The organism is Rickettsiella endosymbiont of Dermanyssus gallinae (assembly GCF_019285595.1).
Classification (GTDB): Bacteria; Pseudomonadota; Gammaproteobacteria; order Diplorickettsiales; family Diplorickettsiaceae; genus Rickettsiella_B.
In genome coordinates, this window is the sequence record NZ_CP079094.1 from 655,316 (window position 1) to 676,122 (window position 20,807).

The 20,807-nt window shown below is 38.6% G+C and carries 23 protein-coding genes and 1 pseudogene; 14 read left to right on the top strand and 10 right to left on the bottom strand.

Annotated elements, in window-relative coordinates:
* The first annotated feature begins 15 nt into the window (after nt 1–15).
* Nucleotides 16–777 (top strand): hypothetical protein, encoded by a 762-nt coding sequence (locus KX723_RS03360; protein ID WP_218814665.1) that lies wholly within the window; start codon nt 16–18, stop codon nt 775–777.
* Nucleotides 778–989: 212 nt separating this feature from the next.
* Here the strand turns inward: KX723_RS03360 and KX723_RS03365 are convergent, their stop codons facing one another.
* Nucleotides 990–1,160, bottom strand: coding sequence for a hypothetical protein (locus KX723_RS03365; RefSeq protein ID WP_218814666.1), 171 nt, complete (start codon nt 1,158–1,160; stop codon nt 990–992).
* Between KX723_RS03365 and KX723_RS03370 the strand changes: the two genes are divergently transcribed.
* Nucleotides 1,133–1,498, top strand: coding sequence for a gamma carbonic anhydrase family protein (locus KX723_RS03370; protein WP_246562525.1), 366 nt, complete (start codon nt 1,133–1,135; stop codon nt 1,496–1,498). The genes KX723_RS03365 and KX723_RS03370 overlap by 28 nt on opposite strands.
* 67 nt (nt 1,499–1,565) lie before the next feature.
* On the opposite strand, the gene KX723_RS03375 is transcribed toward KX723_RS03370, so the two are convergent.
* The 6 genes from KX723_RS03375 to KX723_RS03400 form a co-directional block, all read right to left on the bottom strand.
* A complete protein-coding gene (locus KX723_RS03375; RefSeq protein ID WP_218813323.1) occupies nt 1,566–1,736 on the bottom strand; it encodes a hypothetical protein in 171 nt (56 codons plus the stop codon).
* Between the two features lie 281 nt (nt 1,737–2,017).
* The gene (locus tag KX723_RS03380; RefSeq protein ID WP_218814668.1) at nt 2,018–2,179 is read right to left on the bottom strand and encodes a hypothetical protein; all 162 of its coding nucleotides are present in this window, start codon (nt 2,177–2,179) and stop codon (nt 2,018–2,020) included.
* 476 nt (nt 2,180–2,655) lie between these two features.
* Nucleotides 2,656–2,817, bottom strand: coding sequence for a hypothetical protein (locus KX723_RS03385; RefSeq protein WP_218814669.1), 162 nt, complete (start codon nt 2,815–2,817; stop codon nt 2,656–2,658).
* 60 nt (nt 2,818–2,877) lie between these two features.
* A complete protein-coding gene (locus KX723_RS03390) occupies nt 2,878–3,066 on the bottom strand; it encodes a hypothetical protein (protein ID WP_218814670.1) in 189 nt (62 codons plus the stop codon).
* Nucleotides 3,067–3,117: 51 nt separating this feature from the next.
* Nucleotides 3,118–4,053, bottom strand: coding sequence for a tyrosine-type recombinase/integrase (locus tag KX723_RS03395; protein WP_246562568.1), 936 nt, complete (start codon nt 4,051–4,053; stop codon nt 3,118–3,120).
* 32 nt (nt 4,054–4,085) lie between these two features.
* Nucleotides 4,086–4,415 (bottom strand): hypothetical protein, encoded by a 330-nt coding sequence (locus tag KX723_RS03400; RefSeq protein WP_246562528.1) that lies wholly within the window; start codon nt 4,413–4,415, stop codon nt 4,086–4,088.
* Nucleotides 4,416–4,807: 392 nt separating this feature from the next.
* On the opposite strand from KX723_RS03400, the gene KX723_RS03405 reads away from it, so the two are divergent.
* The 4 genes from KX723_RS03405 (at nt 4,808) to KX723_RS03420 (ending at nt 7,896) form a co-directional block, all read left to right on the top strand.
* Nucleotides 4,808–5,509: a hypothetical protein gene (locus KX723_RS03405; protein ID WP_218814672.1), complete on the top strand. Its 702-nt coding sequence runs from the start codon at nt 4,808–4,810 to the stop codon at nt 5,507–5,509.
* A 1-nt stretch (nt 5,510) separates the two neighbouring features.
* A complete protein-coding gene (locus KX723_RS03410) occupies nt 5,511–6,092 on the top strand; it encodes a DUF6475 domain-containing protein (RefSeq protein WP_218814673.1) in 582 nt (193 codons plus the stop codon).
* 382 nt (nt 6,093–6,474) lie between these two features.
* Complete coding sequence (locus KX723_RS03415) at nt 6,475–7,470, top strand: YdaS family helix-turn-helix protein (RefSeq protein ID WP_218814674.1); 996 nt, start codon at nt 6,475–6,477, stop codon at nt 7,468–7,470.
* A gap of 228 nt (nt 7,471–7,698) precedes the next feature.
* Entirely contained in the window at nt 7,699–7,896 is a 198-nt protein-coding gene (locus KX723_RS03420; protein ID WP_218814675.1) for an NrdR family transcriptional regulator, read from the top strand.
* 486 nt (nt 7,897–8,382) lie between these two features.
* On the opposite strand, the gene KX723_RS03425 is transcribed toward KX723_RS03420, so the two are convergent.
* On the bottom strand, nt 8,383–8,634 hold the full coding sequence (locus KX723_RS03425; RefSeq protein ID WP_218814676.1) for a hypothetical protein: 252 nt from the start codon (nt 8,632–8,634) through the stop codon (nt 8,383–8,385).
* Between the two features lie 291 nt (nt 8,635–8,925).
* On the opposite strand from KX723_RS03425, the gene KX723_RS03430 reads away from it, so the two are divergent.
* Nucleotides 8,926–9,096: a hypothetical protein gene (locus KX723_RS03430; protein WP_218813323.1), complete on the top strand. Its 171-nt coding sequence runs from the start codon at nt 8,926–8,928 to the stop codon at nt 9,094–9,096.
* A 37-nt stretch (nt 9,097–9,133) separates the two neighbouring features.
* Entirely contained in the window at nt 9,134–9,265 is a 132-nt protein-coding gene (locus KX723_RS09735) for a hypothetical protein (RefSeq protein WP_281421178.1), read from the top strand.
* A 115-nt stretch (nt 9,266–9,380) separates the two neighbouring features.
* Here the strand turns inward: KX723_RS09735 and KX723_RS03435 are convergent, their stop codons facing one another.
* Nucleotides 9,381–9,593: a hypothetical protein gene (locus KX723_RS03435; protein ID WP_218814677.1), complete on the bottom strand. Its 213-nt coding sequence runs from the start codon at nt 9,591–9,593 to the stop codon at nt 9,381–9,383.
* 255 nt (nt 9,594–9,848) lie between these two features.
* Here KX723_RS03435 and KX723_RS03440 point away from each other — a divergent pair, with 255 nt between their 5' ends.
* From KX723_RS03440 to KX723_RS03455, 4 genes are all read left to right on the top strand, one after another.
* Entirely contained in the window at nt 9,849–10,019 is a 171-nt protein-coding gene (locus KX723_RS03440) for a hypothetical protein (RefSeq protein WP_218813323.1), read from the top strand.
* Nucleotides 10,020–10,090: 71 nt separating this feature from the next.
* Nucleotides 10,091–10,441: a hypothetical protein gene (locus tag KX723_RS03445; RefSeq protein ID WP_218814678.1), complete on the top strand. Its 351-nt coding sequence runs from the start codon at nt 10,091–10,093 to the stop codon at nt 10,439–10,441.
* A complete protein-coding gene (locus KX723_RS03450) occupies nt 10,389–10,559 on the top strand; it encodes a hypothetical protein (RefSeq protein ID WP_218814679.1) in 171 nt (56 codons plus the stop codon). Before KX723_RS03445 ends, KX723_RS03450 begins: the two co-directional genes overlap by 53 nt.
* A 37-nt stretch (nt 10,560–10,596) precedes the next feature.
* Nucleotides 10,597–10,824: a GrpB family protein gene (locus KX723_RS03455; RefSeq protein WP_218814680.1), complete on the top strand. Its 228-nt coding sequence runs from the start codon at nt 10,597–10,599 to the stop codon at nt 10,822–10,824.
* A 174-nt stretch (nt 10,825–10,998) separates the two neighbouring features.
* On the opposite strand, the pseudogene KX723_RS03460 reads toward KX723_RS03455, so the two are convergent.
* Nucleotides 10,999–11,241: pseudogene (locus KX723_RS03460) on the bottom strand (GNAT family N-acetyltransferase); the annotation flags it as partial.
* Nucleotides 11,242–11,666: 425 nt separating this feature from the next.
* Between KX723_RS03460 and KX723_RS03465 the strand changes: the two are divergent.
* Complete coding sequence (locus KX723_RS03465; protein ID WP_218814681.1) at nt 11,667–13,685, top strand: ankyrin repeat domain-containing protein; 2,019 nt, start codon at nt 11,667–11,669, stop codon at nt 13,683–13,685.
* A 52-nt stretch (nt 13,686–13,737) separates the two neighbouring features.
* Nucleotides 13,738–20,760: an ankyrin repeat domain-containing protein gene (locus tag KX723_RS03470; RefSeq protein ID WP_218814682.1), complete on the top strand. Its 7,023-nt coding sequence runs from the start codon at nt 13,738–13,740 to the stop codon at nt 20,758–20,760.
* The last annotated feature ends 47 nt before the right edge of the window (nt 20,761–20,807 follow it).

Consider the following 20,807-nt stretch of genomic DNA (forward strand, 5'->3'; position numbering starts at 1 on the left):
GGTAGGGGATAATCAATGGAAAACAATATGAATGTTTTGCCAGAACAAGCATCGTTTCTCTATGGCTTGCCAGGTATTAAAAAGAAACTGGTAGAAGACAGGCAAGAAACTACGGTTGATATGCGTGCATTGCCGCTCTATTGTCAATTTGAGTTAATTAAAACGGTTCTTGAAACTTTAGAAAGAATGCCGTCTGAGGATGAAAAGCAAAATGAGTTAATAGAAGCACTTAGAATCTATATAACGGCGACTGAAAAGCCACTCGATGTTCAAGCGGCGAAGGAGCTGGGAGCCAAGATTGGGCTTTATCTGGGTATTATTATTTGGCTGTATGGCGTGTTTTTATTGGGTGGATATAGTTCTTTTATTACAAACGTGCTTAATTTTTGCAAGGAGACGGCAGTCTATTCGATTTTTGCATTGCCCCTGACCATTGGGATAGCAGTAATGGCCGTGGTAAGTCTTTGTATTCCTGTCGCCATCTTTGGGCTGTTAGGTTCAGCCATAGGCTGGGGTATAGCCACCGGCATCAATAATATACATACACATAGGCATACCGTAAAAAGTGAGAAACAGTTAAAACGTTTAATGAAGGAGATAAACCTATTCTTAGCGCAAGAGACAGAAAATGCGTCTCGAGCACCATTGAAAGAAAGCAACGAAGTGGCAGGTCATTCCAAACCAGGTTTCTTTCCTTCTGTAAAAGCGGATATAAAAGAAAATGATTCAGCACCAACCTTGGGCGATGAGAGTCACAGATGTGCTTATCCGTTTTAAACTAACATTAGGTTTTTAACATGCTTTATTCTTTTGAAGAGAGAACGCCCACGTTAATAGGCGATCATTATTTTATTGCTGAAAGTGCCGATATTATCGGTTCAGTCATTATTCATAATAATGTCATCATTCTTTCTAATCAAGTGAGTCGCTGCTCCCGAAGAATTTCGGCCATCGTGTCCCCGAAATTCGTTCGCATGACGCGACTGAAATTAAGCCGCGATACGTCCTGCGTCCGGCACGCACTCACTCCTTCGGAGTTCATGCCCGCGCCTCCCGCAAATGACTTTACGGCGTGATGCGTTTCCTGCTTCGCCCGTCAACGCACGCCTATCGCGGGCTCTTCGACTTCGCATTGCTTTCACAATGCTTTCCTGTCTCATCGGCGGTTATTCGTGCCGATAACGATACGATTGAGATTGGCGAAAATACGAATATTCAAAACGGTGCGGTTATTCATACCGATCCAGGACATCCGGTCACAATAGGAAAAAACGTTACTATTGGACATAATGCGATGTTTCATGGTCGTAGTATTGGCGAAAACTCGGTTATTGCGATTGGTGCGGTAGTATTGAGCAATGCGGTAATTGGAAAAAATTGCATGATCGGCGCAAATGCATTGGTGCTTGAGAATCAGACCATCCCAGATGCGTCGTTTGTGATTGGTACAGGCAGAATAAAAGCCACCTTATCGGAACAACAAATAGAAGCCAAGTGAGTCGCTATGCTCCCGAAGAATTTCGGCCATCGTGTCCCCGAAATTCGTTCGCATGACGCGACTGAAATTAGGCCGCGATACGTCCTGCGTCCGGCACGCACTCACTCCTTCGGAGTTCATGCCCGTGCCTCCCACAAATGACTTTACGGCGTGATGCGTTTCCTGCTTCGCCCGTCAACGCACGCCTATCGCGGGCTCTTCGACTTCGCATTGCTTTCACAATGCTTTCCTGTCTCATCGGATGAAAAAATATTCACAACATTATCTTGAAAAAATCCAGCGATTTAAGCACGGACTTAAAGTTTTTGATCCGAACCGTTGACCCAATGATTAACAGTCATGCACTTGGCTTGCTAACTTTTTGATTTAAGATTTCTTTTTGAAGAGCATTGAGAATGCTGTTTGTCTTATCGTGCCTTAGTCTGCAGGACTTAAGCATGCAAAATGCATTTAAGTTTCACGAGGACAAAAAATAATTTTTCTGGCCTCGTGAATTTATTATTCTATTTTATTATTATTTTATATTGGCAATGTACCCGTTGCAGGTAGACCAGCCAATACGGAGTGAATTATTTGTAAGGCGCTTTGTATCCCGGCTGCAGCTGGATTTCCTGCGGGCAATAAGCTTAATACAGTTGACAGAAGTCCTGAAACAGTTTGTAACAGTGCATTTACGCCCATGATAATCTCCTTGTTCATGAAAGTTTTTGATATTTAATTATTTTTTATCATAATAGATTTTTATATCATTATTATATGTTTATGATAAATATAAATTATCAGTTGCTTCGTAATAAAACAATAATGTTAATTGATTTTGTGTAACCATTAATTTAAAAATATTTAAATAATTTTTCATGTTTTTAAAGTGCTATTTTTTAATAAAAAATAGGCAATAGATTATCGGTTAGGGATGGAAAGTATGTTTAATGACCCTGTAATTGCTGTTATGGCAGCATTGATTTGTTGAGATAGGTTCGCCACGCCAGGTACTGTATTCACCAAGCCAAGTACCGTGGTGAGCGTTGTTAATGCCGTGTTCAATAATGTTATTATAATCGCAGTGTTCATAAATAACCTCCAATTTTGTTACTGAGTTAATAAACCAAATAATAATAAATGATTTGTTTGTAAATTATTTTATAATAGATGGATTTTTATAATGCGTTTAGAATATTTAATACCACTCTAATTTCTGCTTTAGCGGTTTGTGTTGGCGTAATGGCATCTCCTGCGCCGGGTCTTGATGTTAACAGCGATATTGCCGTTTTAAGTGTATCAACCTCAGTTGTTAATAATGAAACTATAAGGGAATTCATACTTTTTTCCTTTTGGTTATGTTAAGTAAATATCAATAAAATAGGTGTTGTGTATTAAAATTATTTAACGAGTGCATTTGTATTGACGTGTGCTAATGCATTTTTTAGTGAAAAGATGGCATTGTTTAGCTTGTCTACTATTTGTTGATGTACCTCCTGTATACCATCGAGGTGATCGACTAAACTACGTATTGCTGTCAGTTTTGTTATTACCGTGTTTAATAAAGTGGTTATAAGAATAGTTTTCATAAAAAACCTCCGTTTTTTATTGAATTAATAGGCTAAAAGATCATACGTGGCTTATTGGTAAATAGTTTTACAATAAATTGATTTTTTTAATAAGGAGAAAATAGGCGTACTGTCTTTTTGCGAACAGGCTTTATTAGCCGCAATAATCAGGTTACCCAATTCAGCAGATGAGTAATGTGTGGTAATTCGCTGGCTTTTGTGTCCCAATAAATCTTGCCTATCTTCAAAACTGACGTTAGCGGCACGTAATCGACGTCCGAAGGTATGTTTTAAGTCATGTACGCGTACTTGGGTTAATCCTGTTTTAATACGTGCACGGCGCCAGGCTGAATTTGACATACGTGTTAAGGCTTTATTGCGATAGGTAAATACAAAGCGCGGATGTAATTTGCGTCGCGTTTCTATAACACGTTTAGCCACATCATTTAAAACAACTAAACGATCATGACGGTTTTTAACGTGTGTAGCCGGGATAATAAAGACAGAGGTATGTAGTTCAGGCACAGCGACTTCCCAACACCATTTGAGTTGACAGATTTCTTGATCTCTACAACCGGTATTAACCGCGAATAAAGCCATTTGGCGTAAATGAAGGGGCAGTTGATTAAACAGCCGCGTCTCTTCTTCTCTATCTAAAGGATAGGGTAAACGTTTGTTGGTTTCTTTAAGTAAACGGATTTTGGGTGCAATCGATAACCACGTTAGACCGTGTTCATCTCGCCATTCTTGTGCCGCTAAGTTTAGAATTCGCCGTACCACTTGTAATCCATAGTTAATAGTACGGTTTTTAACGCCCGCTGCTTTACGTGAATCAATATAGTGTTGTAGGTTAACACTATGAATAGCTGCCAGCGGTAAACGACCTATAAAAGGGTCTAACTGTTTTAATAAACGCGCATCGGTTGATAAGCTGACTTTATGTTGATTTTCTTTTAAAAACTTAATGGCGGCTTCGCAGAAGTTTCTGCTAGGCCGTACACCATAAATCCTCGCTTGGCGAATCTGTTCGATACGTCGCATTAAATAGGATTCGGCTTCTTCAAGATAATGTGTTCCAGTACTTTCTGAAATTCGTTGTCCTCTGATTCTTTTATTGATGTGCCAGATTGCGCCGCGTTTAATGAGTCCTGGCAATCGTTTGCGCCCCATATCATTCTCCTTTCTGCCGGTAAACCTTTCTGTTGTTTATACGAATCAGTCCATTTATCTAAATCAAGCCGATCGAAAGCAATGCCTTGTTGGCCAATTTTTATATTGACTAGGTAAGGTCTTACTTCAATATTGAATCGATTTCTATCCATGCCAAGATAGCGCGGTGCGTCACGTAAACGAATTAAACGAGGTTGCATAAAATATCCTATTTTATCCAGGGGTATTCCTTTTCGCTTATAAATATATTCAATAAATAAGTAAAAAAAATTAACTTTTATATAGATAAACTTTCATGAGCTCAAAACAACAAGGATGCGTTGATGCGAGAAAATAGTTTATATCAAGCAATCTATAATTTTGTTTCGATTAAAGAGGTAGCGATGAAATTATGGATTCAACCTGCGCATATTTATGCTTGGATTAAGGAGGGGCGTCAAGGTCAACGTAATGACTTAAAAAATAAAACGATGCGGCTGTGCGGAGCGATAAAAAATAAGGTATTTTTTAGGAACTTATGCAGCATTCTGCACAAGTTTATATGAAAACAAATTATCTGTGAATTTTAAATTTACGCTTAATGGAGAAAAACATGCGCTATCGAATGTTAGATGTCAGAATTTGGTGTGATGAAAAATTCCGTGCTTTAAGTCCCTTAAAGCCAAGTGCGCAAGCACTTTTTATTTATCTATTAACTAACCCAAACACGACTTCAATTCCAGGCTTATATCGCGCAGGCGCTGCGGCAATGGCAGAAGAGTTAGGTTGGTCATTACTGGGCTTTAATCGTGCATTGCAAGAGATTATTGAGCAGGGTTTAGTTAAAGTCGATCTGAAGGCACGCGTCATTTTTATAGCGAACGCCATTAAATATAATAAACCACAATCGCCTAATGTTGTGAAAAGTTGGGCGTTGCATTGGGATGAAATACCCGAGTGTGCACTTAAAAATGAGGCCTATAAATTTCTTAAAGGTGCTACGCAAGGTTTAGGTAAAGCTTTTGCGCAAGCCTTTGAAGAATCTTTATGTAAAGCACATGCAAAAAGACAAGCTATAGCTTATAAGCCTTTGCTTAATCAGGAACAGGAACAGGAACAGGAACAGGAAATTAGGAAACTAAAACTACATCCCGCGTGTGCTCCTAACAGACAAACCCAGAGAAGGCAAAGTGTAGGAGGAAATTATATGCTCACGGTCGAACATAATCTTACGGTTGCAATGGGTTGGCTGAATAAAATAGATCATGAAGAGGATCATTTTTTTGCTTGGCAGCAATTAAGTCTTAATAAATAGTATGAATAGCACTGAAAAAATTGAATTTAGCAAAGGCATGATGATTTTAGCAGAAGTTTATAATAGAAAGCTTTCTGCGTTGCTATTACAGACTTATTGGGATTGTTTAAAAGCATATTCTTTACCCTTATTTCAGAAGGCACTTTATCATTTTTTAAAAAATCCAGATTATGCAAAAAAAACGTTTCCTAGTCCTGCCGATTGGGTCAAAGCGATAGAAGGCGATAGCGAAACCAGGAGCTTAGCGGCTTGGACTAAAGTCATTAAGACGATTCGTCATGTGGGGCAGTATGAAAGTGTTAGCTTTAGTGATCCCATCATTCATACCGTTATCAACGATATGGGGGGGTGGATATTTCTTTGTAAACAACCCGAACGAGAATTGATTTTTTTACAAAAAGAATTTGAGCGTCGTTATAAAGATTACTCTTCAGGTAATAAAATGATGGTTACACCCGATCATTTAACAGGACAAATAGAACACCAAAATAGGGTACATGGTTTTGAGCAGTATATTCCGCTACCGATTAAAGTATCAGCCCATCAAATGGTGGTGCAAAAACATTTAAATAAGGATGACTGATAAGGTCAATTCAATTTTGTATTTACGGCTAATAGATGTCAGAATTGTTTAGTGACCAAGCCATTGTATTAATTTTTTTGAATTCATAAGGATACGCGTCAAACCTTTTCTAATAATAAGTTTATTATCAATGCGAAATTTTGATAACACAATTGTATTAGCGCTCTATTTTATAGACTTTCATCCTCCTGATATAAAACGATTATTTTCTAAGTTAAAAGTTAGCTTATCTCTAAGCTGTCTTTCATCAGTATTTTAAAAGGCCGCCCTAGGCGCACTTTAAATCAATTTTTCCTGATAAGGGTATGCAATAAAGATGTAAAAAAAACTAACTTTTTTATATATAGACTTTCATAAACTTAAAAAAAACAAGGATGAGTTGATGCAAGAAAATAGTTTATATAAAGCAATTTATAATTTGGGTTCAGTTAAAGATATGTCTAAGAAATTAGGCATACAACGTGAACATATTTATGCCTGGATTAAGGGGGTAAGTAAGATCCCATTAGAGTATGCACTGCAAATTGATTATTTAACCGGAGGAGAGATTGATTGGAAAGAATTAGTTCCCTTTCATGTCGTACAGCGATTAAGACATTTAACCTTGGTGTTGCCAAAGTTTGATTTACCACCGTGCGAGTTAGTGTATGTGTCAATAGAACGTATTAAATGTGCCAAGGCGCATACTTATTTGATTCAATCAGAAAACGATCCGCTGCTACTTAATAAAAAGCGCCCTATTTGTATCGATTCCGATAACTCACTTATTTTTGGTGAGCAAACCTTAAGTTTTTATAAGCAACACCATAAAAGGACCATACCTGCTTGGAGAATCTCCTTAGCTGACTTAGCCGAAGGATGCTATGAACAGGAATTATTTATTCGGGCATTCTTTATTAGTGAGCGGGTAGCGATTGGTATTGCACTAGAAAACTTTCTAGGAAAGCATCAAGGGCAGCGTAATGACTTAAAAAATAAAAAAATATCAGCGCTAGAACCTATAAAAGAAGAGATTTCTTCTAAACTTATGCAGCATTCTGCACAAGTTTGTCTTAAAAACTTTGGAAAGCTGCGTGCATTAGTTGCAAGTCGATTAGGTTTCGGCAGTCATTTTACTTATCTGAGTGCAAAAAAAATTAAATCGAATGGGAGTGAGCAGTTGATAGCACGCGTTGATCAGAAAGAATTAGCAATTTCAACAGCCGCACGGCTGAGTAAACTTTCTATTGCCGAGCAAAATACTATTTTAACCCAAAGTAAAAAGAATATTATTAAAAAAGCCTTTGAAATAGGCAGGGTTTGTTGTTCAAACGAATTATCGCTGCATGCTAAATCTACGTCTAATGAGGAAAATCATGTGCTATCAAAAATCGCCTAAGCTTATACAAGGATTCATTATGCTGAAATTACCTTCATCTATCTCGATATTTTTTAGTTATTTTTATTGGTTGCGACAATACCACTTAAGAAAAAAATGCAGCGAAAAAGAAGAAGAATCTATAGGTATCTTAAACAAGAGAGAAATAAATATTTAAAGCGCTATTTGATGTTAGCGCAAAGCATTCGACGTTTTTAAATCTAATGGTAATAAATAGGGAGTATGATAATGAAGTGTTTAAATCTATCGTGTAATTATCCAAAAACAAAAGTGATTAATTCCAGAAAAACACAACAGGGAAAAGGTGTTTTACGTAGACGGCTTTGCCCTAAGTGTAATGAACGTTATACGTCCATTGAAATTTATGCCTATTTAAATTATCCCAATAAGGAGAAACGCATGGCGATTAATCTCTTATCCTCCTGATATTTTGATTTAAATATCAGGCGCTAAAGAATTTATCCAACCTAGGGGGAGTTCTATTGATTTTCCATTCTCCCCATTCCTTTTGCCACAAAGTGAGTGAACACGGCTATTCCAGCGAATGTGCTTGCTAGCATTTTTTAAAAGACGCAAAAGTCGCACAGAGTATATGATAACTGGAATCTATGCAGGGTCTGATGGTTTAATATTTCTGGCTTCTAGGGCAGGGTTCAATGATACAACCCAATGATTAACAGTCATTGGGTTATAGGCTAACTTTTTGAACAAAACAACAATCATGGTAAATTTAATTTTTCAGAATTAAAAACCAGGGTTTTTTGGCGAAAGTATTGATTATTACTTTGAGTTAAAAAAAGTATATTTTTTTATTAACGGGCACTACTTTATAGGTATCATAGATTAAACTTTCAAAGTTTATCTTTTCTAAAAAAGCCATTGGAAGTACTTGACTAGAAAAAGTTAAATTAATCAGATCATAGATATAAAATTTAATGCCTTCTTCTTGAAGTAAGTGGAAGGAAAAATAAAAATTTTTCCTTCCACTCGACAATGCACATGTGTTAATGAATTGACCGTACTTAAGCAGGCTTGATAGTTATCTTTTTCCGAACAACGTAATACCGGAAAGCTAGGAGAAGCTAAAATAAGATCACCCGTCTCATAAAAATTTTCTTTTTCTGGCAAGGTGACTTCTCTTATCTCTATACAGGGTTGTGTCATATCACGATTAGCGCCTATCACGATTATTTTGTTTTGAAAGTATTCAACGAGAGGATTATCTCGCGCATAACTTAATTGTTGTCTGGGGTAGGGTGCGTAGCGCGTAAGCTCACTTTTTATTATGCCAGCACAGCCTGATAAATCTCTGCCAATTCCCCCCCCAGCACATAGGGATAGTCCGCTATATTTGCTAAACTTGCGTTGTTTAAAGGGCAAGGCACACTATAAAACTGCTGATAAGAACCCTGAAAATGATTCAATAAATCAATCTTGAGAGAAAAAACCCCTACGATGAGACAGGAAAGCATTGTGAAAGCAATGCGAAGTCGAAGAGCCCGCGATAGGCGTGCGTTGACGGGCGAAGCAGGAAACGCATCACGCCGTAAAGTCATTTGTGGGAGGCACGGGCATGAACTCCGAAGGAGTGAGTGCGTGCCGGACGCAGGACGTATCGCGGCCTAATTTCAGTCGCGTCATGCGAACGAATTTCGGGGGCACGATGGCCGAAATTCTTCGGGAGCATAGCGACTCACTTGTTTTATTCAATAGAAAGCACGTGATTTGTTTATCGGTTATTCGGCCAAATATCGCATTTCCATTTTCTAAGCTTTCATCGGTCGTAATAGAATAAACTAAGGGGGACAGGGTTCGTTCTTTGACATCATAGCTCGCTATGAAAATACAACCACATGCCTTCCCCTTATATAATAAGTAGATAGTATTATCGTTATTGAAGGTTATTCCAATCAGATTGACCGGCTCAAAAATATAAACTGTATCATTAGGGTTAATTTTTTTTGTACGTTCCCTTCTTCATACCAAAGCGCTTCTTCTATAAAAACAGGCGTTGCGTTATCCTCTATTTGATTTTTTTCAGTTTCTATGACGGAATCATGAATAACAACCGGATAATTTTCCGTTTCAAGCGCTGTTTCTTCTTGTGTACCGGGCAATGTCAAATATATTTATTTTCTGCTCAAGATTTAAACTTATAAAAATAAAATAAAAATCGTCCGCACTTTTAATGAGCGATGGCAATGTTTTCTTAGCGCTATCAAATAAAATTGCGCGCTGCTCAGAATTTAAATTTTTATAAACACGGTAAAAATCATCCGAAACCTGGATAAATGATGGGAACCGTTCCTTAACCTGATCAAATAAAATCGCACGTTGTGCTACATTTAAATTTTTATAAATATGACAAAAATCATTCGATGAGACAGGAAAGCATTGTGAAAGCAATGCGAAGTCGAAGAGCCCGCGATAGGCGTGCGTTGACGGGCGAAGCAGGAAACGCATCACGCCGTAAAGTCATTTGTGGGAGGCACGGGCATGAACTCCGAAGGAGTGAGTGCGTGCCGGACGCAGGACGTATCGCGGCCTAATTTCAGTCGCGTCATGCGAACGAATTTCGGGGACACGATGGCCGAAATTCTTCGGGAGCATAGCGACTCACTTGCGTTTATTAACGCTATTTGATCTCGACCAGATGTTCCAGCGTCGCCTGGGTTCCGCTATATTCAGTTTAGATGCGGCCGATCCTGACATGCCGTATCACCCCTTTAACCAAATGCGCTTTGCGCCGACGACGCTGCATCACTCGCCGTTGCTACATACGATGTTGCTGCCGGATTACTTATTAAAATTTTTAACCGTCGGTCAAGAAGTACAGCGCCGTGATCCCTATCAACTCAGATCATTGGATGGAATAACCCATCATCTTCCTGATTATCTCAAAAAAGTAATTACCGACGATGAAACAGGAAAGCATTGTGAAAGCAATGCGAAGTCGAAGAGCCCGCGATAGGCGTGCGTTGACGGGCGAAGCAGGAAACGCATCACGCCGTAAAGTCATTTGTGGGAGGCACGGGCATGAACTCCGAAGGAGTGAGTGCGTGCCGGACGCAGGACGTATCGCGGCCTAATTTCAGTCGCGTCATGCGAACGAATTTCGGGGACACGATGGCCGAAATTCTTCGGGAGCATAGCGACTCACTTGTTATCGAGAACAGCAGTGATAAAATGGAGCATCGAGTTTTATTTAGAGATATCTTAAGACGCGATAAAAAAATTAGACTTGAATACGAAACACTTAAGCTTAAATTGTCACAAGCGCATTTAACCGATCGTGAGTTATATACAGATAAAAAAGGTGAGTTTATTAAAAAGGTATTATGTGAAAAAGGATAATATCAATTAAAGAAGAAGTAGATAATACGCATGCTAAACAATTGCTTATTGTGCATTGCTATGGACATGGCGACACAGGGCATAGTGCTTCGTGGGATAGTGCAGATAAGGTTTTAAGGCATTGTACATCGTTCACGCCAAGTATGAGGCCCGTTTTTCAGTAAGTTAATTTTCTTAAAAGGCTTTTAAACGGTGCAATTTATGAGGGATATCCAAATAGACAAAATCTTTTTCATAGCCAAATCCCAGTTTCTGCATAACACGTAGTGATTGGTAATTTTGAACTCTCGTAAAGCAGATAAGCTCTGGCAAAGAGAGCCTATTAAATGCTAACTCAATAGCTATTAAAGACATCTCTACAGCGATACCTTTTTCCCAGTATTCAGGTCTTATGGCATAACCTAATTCAACTTCATTTTCTGAATAATTCTCTAGTACAAGGCTAACTTACGTGTAGTGATATTTTTAATTATTAAATTTATTTTAAATTTTGGTGCCAATATAATTAGGTTAGTCTAGATAACCGAGATTTTTTTGGATGAAATTTCATGGAAAAACTGAAAAAATATGGCGAGTTAGTCCACTTTAAAATAAAAATAACGCCCAGTTACTTTTTAGCAGTTCTATGAGCATATCTTCAGCTAAAAGGCTTTTGGCCGCGTCATAATGTTCAGCTAATTTTTCTGAAAAAATTATAATCCAAGATTAATGAAATAATTTGCAGAAAAAATGTATAATTAACTTATTAGAAACTGTGAATTTTATTGAGTTAAAAAAATAAAAGATAACTGAATACAATATTCAGGTTACGTTTACTATTAAAATTATAAAAGGAAGTAAATATGCCAAATGAAACCGATTATGCCTTAAATGAAAAATTAATTTCTGCGGTTGAAGAAAATGACATCGAGCAAGTGAAGCGATTGATAGAAGAAGGCGCAGATGTTAACTGTAAAAAAGATGGAAACCCCTTACTAATTCATGCTATTCGCAACCAGGTTAATGTTAATACATTGAGAGGGTTGCTTGAAGTCGGCGTGAAGGTGGATGCAACTAATTCCTCTGGTGTAACAGCATTAGTTGCTTCTAGCGGGCAGGCTCGTCCAGAGTTTATAGCGCTGCTATTAGAGTTTGGTGTAGATCCAAGGCAGAGGATAGGAGGAGATAGCGCGCTTGATACGGTTGATTACTATTTGGAAATGATGCATAGACCCAATATAACACTGAATATGCAAAATATCCTAGAGAGTTGGACAGGCCTCGCACGAGAAGACGCGACAGTAAAATGGAAAGAATGTAGGGAATTATTGACTCAGCGTATAGAGGAATTAGAAAAAGAAGAAGCTAAGCTTTTAAAACGGGAGCGTCGTTCGGATAGTAGTAGTGGAAGTGAAAGTGAGCTAATCAAAGATGATCGATTATTTAAGGCTATTCGTAAAAAGAATTTGACGCCTGAGGCAAGGTTAGAAAAAGTTAAAGAGGCATTAGAGCGAGGTGCCAATGTTAATGCCCAATACGATAATATAAACGATAAAAATACGCCACTGCATCTAGCCGTAAAAATCGATGAAGCTAGCATCGTGGCGCTTCTGCTTCAAAGAGGCGCTAATGTTCTGCTAAAGAATAATAAAGAAGAAACGCCGTTAGCGTTAGTAAAAAATAACTCCGGGATTCTAGAGCGGTTGAAATCGCACGCGAATGAAAAATTAATTTCCGCGGTTGAAATAGATAACACGGATCGAGTAAAGCAGTTAATAGCGGTAGGTGCGGATGTTAACTGTAAAGAGAAAAATAGGCCTTTACTGATTTATGCCCTTCGAGAAGCTGAATACTTTTCTCATATGGATGAAGTGGGAAGGATGTATAGAGTTTGGGTTAGTGTTAATACCTTAAGATGTCTGCTAGAAAATGGTGCTAGGGTGAATGAACACGATGACCGTGGAAAAACCGCATTATATTGGGCTATTTGGCAGGCACGGCCAGAAGTAGTGGCGTTGTTGTTAGAGTTTGGTGCTGATCCAAGAGAGCGTAATAAAGAAGAGGAAACCCCTCTCGATCTGGCTGAAAGATTTATTAAAATTTATACGCAAGAGTACGACCGTTATTCATTCTGTTCGATGACGCTTATGGAGCTAGAAAAACAGACTGGATATAGCAGTTGTTACCGAGCAGCAGAAAAATGGAAAGAATGTAGGGAGTTATTACTTCGTTGTATAGAGGAATTAGAAAAAGAAGAAGGTAAGTCTTTAAAACGGGAGCGTCGTTCGGATAGTAGTAGTAGTAGTAGTAGTAGTAGTAGTAGTAGTAGTGAAGGAGAGCAGGCAGTAAGGGATGCTTGGCAGGCAGCAAGGGATGCTAAATTATTTAATGCTATTAAAAAGAATTTAACACCCGATGCAAGGCTAGAAAGAGTTAAAGAGGAACTAGAGCGAGGTGCCAATGTTAATGCTCAACACGATAATATAAACAATAAAAATACTCCCTTGCATCTTGCAGTAAAAAAAGAGCAAGCGGAAACGATAGCTTTTCTGTTACAGAGAGGTGCAAATGTTGAGCTAAAGAACGGCAAAGGCGAGACACCGTTAGACCTTGCTAAAAATAATCCCGGAATTCTGAAATTGCTGACAGAGCACGTGAGTGGTGCTGATCTGGAGGCTGTTCAGCCGGTCATTAACGTCGATTCAGCAAGCACATCGAGTGATATTTCTTTGCCAGCAACAGCCAATAGATTTGCACTCTTTTCTTCAGAAAGCACTAAAGACTTATTAGCGTTAAAAGATTTAGAGATTAATACGCCACCGCTTAAGGCAGTAAAGACTGAGCAACAAGAAGAGGTAACATTATCAACTCAGAAAAGATAACAAAGAAATATCCAAGTTACGTTTAATATTAAAATTATAAAGGGAAGTAAATATGCCAAATGAAACCGATTATGCCTTAAATGGAAAATTAATTTCTGCTGTTGAAGGAAATGACATCGAGCAAGTAAAGCGATTGATAGCAGAAGGGGCGGATGTTAACTGTAAAAGGGGTAACGTCCCCTTACTAATTTATGCTATTTTCCGCAGTAAATGGGTTAGTGTTAATACCTTAAGATGTTTGCTTGAAAATGGTGCTAAGGTAGATGAACTCGATGACATTAGTAGTACAGCATTATCTTGGGCTGTTTATCAAGCGCGTCCGGAAGCAGTGGCTTTACTGTTAGAGTTTAATTCTGAGCCAAGAAGACTGAGTAAAGATGGTGTTAGTTCGCTTCAGGTGATTGAAGGATATTTGAGCGATTACACAGGGCCTGCTTCAGAAAATCCCTATAGGCTATCAAGACTAGAGATAATGATCGGCTATACCGACCCCGCTGAAGCGGTAGCGAAATGGATAGAGTGTAAGGAATTATTGACTCATCGTATAGAGGAATTGGAAAAAGAAGAAGCTAAGCTTTTAAAACGGGAGCGTCGTTCGGATAGTGATAGTGAAGGAGAGCAGGCAGCAAGGGATGCTGAGCAGGCAGCAAGGGATGCTGAGCAGGCAGCAAGGGATGCTGAGCAGGCAGCAAGGGATGCTAAATTATTTAATGCTATTAAAAAGAATTTAACACCCGATGCAAGGCTAGAAAGAGTTAAAGAGGAACTAGAGCGAGGTGCCAATGTTAATGCTCAACACGATAATATAAACAATAAAAATACTCCCTTGCATCTTGCAGTTAAAAAAGAACAAGAGGAAACAGTGGATGTCCTACTACAGAGAGGCGCAAATGTTCAGCTAAAGAATAACAAAGGCGAGACACCGTTAGATCTGGCTAAAGATAATCCAAAGATTCTCTCGTTATTGGCAACCCGAAAAGCACAGGAGGATATTCTTCAACCTGACGACAGCCCACTCATTCCTTCGGAACTTGAGCACATTGCTTTAACGCTCAATTTAGACACAGATTACCAATCACACTGGGAGAAAGCCTTAGCAGAAGATAACACCTTCAAGATCTTAGCGTTAAGGAGTCAGAAGTTAAGTACAGCGCAAGCGTTTATTAAATCCAAGTTGATCAAAGACAATGACTTCGATAAAAGCAATTACTTGTTTCTGATTGTGGTACGCGTCAAGGAACAAGAAGAGGGATTAACAGAAGTCTTTTTGAAGGAATTCAGCAGTAATATTGATCAACAACGTCCCTTAATGACGCAATGGGAATTCCCGTCAGGAAACAAAATCTATATCAAGCCAGCGCAAACGACAGAATTTAAATTGTTCGACTTAAATGCCGCCAGTTCATTTTCAGATAAAGAAGCGTTTGAAGCGAAGATTAGTCTTGAGCAAGCCGATCAAACTCAAAAGGGTCATTTTGATCTATCGATATTGCTCGATGGTTTGAAATCAGGGTTAGGGGGTCATTTTAAAGAACAAGGTTCTCGAAGAAGTTTATTAGGGATTAGCTTTGATAAAGAAGCAGAATTTGATGAATTGACCTTAGCGGGTTGCGCCGCGCAATACAGTGATGATTTATCATTACATTTTTTACGGTTACATCAATGGAATTTCGCCAAGCGGAACGAAGCGGGTCGGAGGCCGTTAGAAATTGCAGCGGAACAGGCCAATGAAGCGACGTTAAAAGCGTTATTGGATATTCCATTGTCAGCAACTGCCAATAGATTTGGATTTTTTGTTTCAGAAAAAACAAAAGTCTTATTAGCGTTAAAAGATCTAGAGGAGAATACGCCACTTTTTATTGCGGCTAAAGCAGGCAAGGAAGAAAATGTAAAGTTATTAATTCAGAGTGGTTCGGATCTACATTATAAAAAAAAAGTTAATGAAAATGAATACGATGTAATGGATGTCGCTTGGGAAGAAAAGTGTTATGGGTGTGTACGGATATTATTAGAAGCCGATATGGCGTTTCCAGCAGTTCTAAGTACCCTTGCAAAAGAAGAAGAAGAGAAAAAAGGGAAAGGTGAAGAAAAAAAAGGCTTAGCACCTACGCAAAAAATAGAAAGTGAGATTGAGACAATTGAAGATTTAAAAAAATGGATAGCTAAGCGTAATCAATTACATCAATTAATTCAAACAGGGGATGTCGCCGGCGTTAAAAGCATTATTAGCTCGTCGACCTGTGGACGATATGGATTGAATGCTGAAAACCAATCCGTCCTTGTCACGGCATTGAAGGCGAAACAGTATGAGATTTATGTAGAGCTTCTTTCGATGCGCTTTTCTCATCACCCAGAGGAAGAGTATTATTTCAATAACTTAGGGATGCCTGAACGGGAGGCACTCAGGCCCTTTTTAGCCGCGAAATTTCTTGAGCCAGAAGATTCCTATCTTACTTCTCTATCAAACAAGTCACAACTGGGGCGGGATAATACGCGAGACCAGTTTAAATTTGTGAATGAATTTTATTGGACATTAAATAAAATTCCTCAGCTAAAAGCCGTCATGCAAGTGGTGGCGACATCAGAAACGGCGAAGCTCTGTTTTGATTTTAATAAAGCATGTATTGAAGATTTAGATCCGACCTCACGCTCAAGCGATGAAATGGGACTATATAACCCCAAGAATGGGGGGCGTCTTTATATGGGTGCGAAGGGGGCCAATGTTGAAGGCGAGTCGGCGATGAAAGGGGAGGTGCTGGGTACCTTGGCGCATGAAATGACGCATTTTGCGATGCAACTGCGTTATAAAAATGACGCTAAGCCTTATGGAGCGGGTGATATAGAAAAAAAGGAATGGTTTGAGAAAATAGTGCAGCAAGTTTTTAAGCAAGCGTTGCCGCAGCTCAGTGAAAAGGCTAAAGCCCTACTTGAAAACCCTGTGATTCTCGATTCGAGTGATGAAGTCATCATACTGGAGCAATTACAAGCCAAAAGTAAATATACTCTTGGTAAGAATGAAAAAATAACGCAAGGGATAAAGGATTTTATTGGTTTAATAAAAGAGAAGAAGCTGGATTCTAAACAGGCAGCACTGGATGACGTGATTAAGCGAGTATTTGTAAATTATCCTTATGACCGCTGGGTGCCGGAATTAATTGTCAGAGTACCGCATCTATTGGCTAAGGAACGTGTAAGCGGTGTGAACCAACTGCAAGCGCAAGTGCCGGAATTATGGAAGTATTACGAGGAAAAGATTACACCTGATTTTAAAATCTATATAGAAAATCCAGAGCCATTTAAGGGTAGCTACCATATCGGAGATTTAAACAAACAACTCGGTAGCCAGGCAGCGTTAGAAGGGTCGCCTATACGTTTAGAGTCAGTCGACTTAGTAAGTACCTTAAGTAAAAGCGGTGAATTTATTCTCTTGTTAGAGACAGATAGTCCTGCTTTAAGTCGTTTAAATCTTTATCAAGACTTTGAGCAGAATGGGCTAGAGGATGTCACTAAGTCTTCTATTTTTACGCAAATACATGATTTCAATAATCAATTTTTAGCCGAAAAAATATTGGAGGCGTGTCAATCGGTGGCGCAGCCACGATTAATTATTAGCTACTCTGAGCCTGCTGAAGAGCAGTCGTTAGAAACGGTGAGGGAGACGATTAAAGGTATCGCCAAAAAAAGGATTATATTGATTACGACGCCTATGCTAAGGCAAAAACTAGTGGATGCATTAAAGCTTTCTGACGAAGCATTGTTTACAGTAGAAGAAGATAAGGCGTACCGTTGGAAAGATCTGACAGTCGCTTCACAACAAGCCCTGCTTGAAAAAAAGGTTATTTTTCAAGGGGAAACCACGGTTTTAAATCAATTACTGGATAAAGAGACAGCGGCGCTTATCAATACGAAAATGTTGGAAGAACTGGTTAGTAATAAAGAAATCATAATAGGAAAACAGCTAAGCACCTTAGGTGAAATGGATGCTTATTATATTGATCGAACGTTTAATTATCAGGTAGCGATCAAGCCTGAAATAAAGAATGCTAAATCATTTTCAGATTTTTGGAGCGAAACACAAGAGGGGTTTAAAAAACTGTGTCAAGAGCATCCTAAGAAAAGCGTGCATTGGTTAAAACTGGAAGCAGAGCACCTAATCTGGCAGCAATCGCAAGGTAGCTTATCGGCATTGCGTGAATATATTGATCCTGAATATACCCAAACCTATCAGAATAGCGATTGGTTAAATTCGGAAAAGCATTCCAAGGTTGTGATTGTTTCGGATACGCCGGGGATGGGGAAGTCGACCGTTCTAACCCACGTAGCACAACAGATCAAGCAGCAGTATCCTGATCGATGGGTCGTGAGACTCGATTCATCTAATTATGCCAAGCTATTGGATGAAGCACAGAAGGTGGGTAGGTTAAAGAAACCGACTGGTGTCATGCAGTTTTTATCTCAAACCGCGTTAAATCTAGAGTCTGCTTCATTAGCCCAGGTTTTGTTTGAACGTTGTAGTCAGAAAGAAGGGAAAATAATCGTGATGTTTGATGGTATTGATGAAGTTAGTCCAGAGCGTAAAGATGCGGTGATGGGCTTAGTCAATACACTGAAAGAAAGTGCGATTGAGCAGTTTTGGATCTCAACTCGACCGCATTTGAGAGAAGCTTTGGAAGATACGCTACAGCAATTCTCCTATACCTTAGAATCCTTCTCTGAAAACGACAAGAAAACATTTTTGAAAAAATTTTGGCAAACGCGAAACCCCATGCTAAGGGATACTAATAAAGTAGAAAGCTATGCAGAAAAGCTCATTGTTCAGGCTAATCAATGGATTAGCGAAAAAGAAAAAACATTTACGGGTATTCCGTTGCAGCTCAGAATGCTCGCTGAAATTTTTGAAAAGAAACAACAAAAAATTCAAGTCCCAGGCATACTAAAAGAAGATTTTTTTATCATAGAAGAAGGGCTAGAAGAATTTTATACTTCTGGGAAAGAGGAAGCTAAGTTCCCAGAGAAGCTTAATTTGCATAATTTATATGAACTCTTTGTATACAAAAAATTTTGTGATGTTTTAGAAGGTGAAAAATATCAAGCTGTTTTCAGTAACTCTCTAGTACAAGAACGGATTAAAAGGGATTATAAAATTCTTTTAGAAAGCCATCGGCAGTTAGCCTTATATAGCGTATTGGGTGAGGAAGTTATAAGGAATTTATTGTCGGAGAAAGAAGTAAATGATTTTAAAGCTAAGGTTTTAGCTAGTGTAAAAGAAGGAGCAGAAAGAACAGGTATTGTTGAACGAGTTATTCAAGGCAAACCTCATTTTATTCATCCCACGTTCGCAGAATACTTTGTGGCTGATTTTTTTGCTGATCAATTAGCGACTAATAATCAAAATCAGAAAATACAAGATTTTTTGCTGAAAGAGATTTTACTTAAACCTGAATATAAAGTTATACGTGCTTTTTTAAATAGCAATATTGAGGGGAATCCATTAGCAAAAAATATTTTAGAATTCTGTGGGAATAAGATTGAAGAATTATGGCGTCAGTCAAAAGTCGAAAATTCATGGCGCGGTGAAAATGGAAAGACAATATTTCATGTTGCGGCAAGTGAAGATAATTTTTCGGTTATCTCTTTTTTATTTGATAGTTTAAAAAGTGCAGAAAAGCTGGAGGATTTAAAAGAAATTATTCAAGCAAAGGACTATTTTGGTAAGAGTGCGTTATATAACGTAGCTGAAGGTCGTAATGCGGATCTACTTAAAAAACTATTTAATTTTATTAAAGCGAATTTAGATGTGGACTCTGACCTTGTTATAAGAAAGCTTACTGCTGAGCTTTTTGAAGCAGATTTGTGGGATCTCACTATTTTTTGCCGTTCTGTTGAGAGTGGGAAGGCGGAAATGGTCAAAGTATTGTTAGATCTTGTTAAGGAAAATTTAGGAGAGGGTGCTGACGTTATTTTAGAGGAAATTTTTCAAACAGCCGATAGATGGGGACTTACTCCCTTACACAAAGCAGTTAAAAATGGCTATTTGGATAGCGTTAAATACTTGGTGGAGGCAGGCGCTCCTGTTGCTATTAAAGATGAATATGGAAATGAACCATTACATTTTGCAGTTTTAACTAACCGGGTTCTTATCGTTAAATATTTGTTAGAAAACGGCGCTAACGTTAATGCAGTAGATAAAGAAGGGAAAACGCTTTTAGAACTAGCATTTATTATTAACGTTGTCCAAGTCAATGTAGATATCGTTGAGTTTTTGATAGAAAACGGTGCTGATGTTCTTAAAAAAAATAATCATGACTCGGTATTGCATCAAGCGATACATACTAATGAAAAGATAGTCAAATTAATGCTCGAAAAAATTAAAGAAAAAGTGGGTGGTGGAGATCCACGGGCGTGGTATGAAGCTATTAATGCAAAAGATTCGGAAGGTGATGTGCCATTGATGTGGGCTGTGGAGAAAAGGAAAAGTGAAGTGGTGACTGTACTACTAGATTATGGAGTAGACATTAATGCCCAAAATAATGAAGGTATGACAGCCTTACATTGGTCCATTAGAAATCCTCAGTTAGAAATATTTAAGAGACTTATTCAAAGAGGTGCTGATGTTACGGTTAAAGATACACAATCTCGAACGCCATTAGATTTAATCAATACGTTAAATCCGACTCAAGAGCAAAAAGCGCTTTATCAAACGATGATCACGTTGCTTGAATCGAAGCTGGTTCAACAGAAAGCGGAATTATCGGCTAATGGCAACCGATCGCCACTAGACTGTCTACCTGGCCCCTCTACACGACAGAAAAGAAATGCAGCGGATAAAGGCTGTGAGATTAGTTGGGAAGATGTAGACGAGTTCAATGCCGAGAAAGAAAAGCCCCGAGATTTTGATAAGATAAAAATAAATAGCGAGCAATTTATCGATTACCTGCAAAGCAAACAGCACTCAGAGGTTAAAGCGGCGCAGCTCATTAATTTAGCGGATAGCGTGGTGGTTACAGGCAAGTCGACGCATCATCTTAGCGAGTTGATTAATAAAAAAAAATATTACAACATTTACATCGGGTAGGACGTCTATCGGGATCGTTGATGCAGGGGATGATGCTAAAAAACACC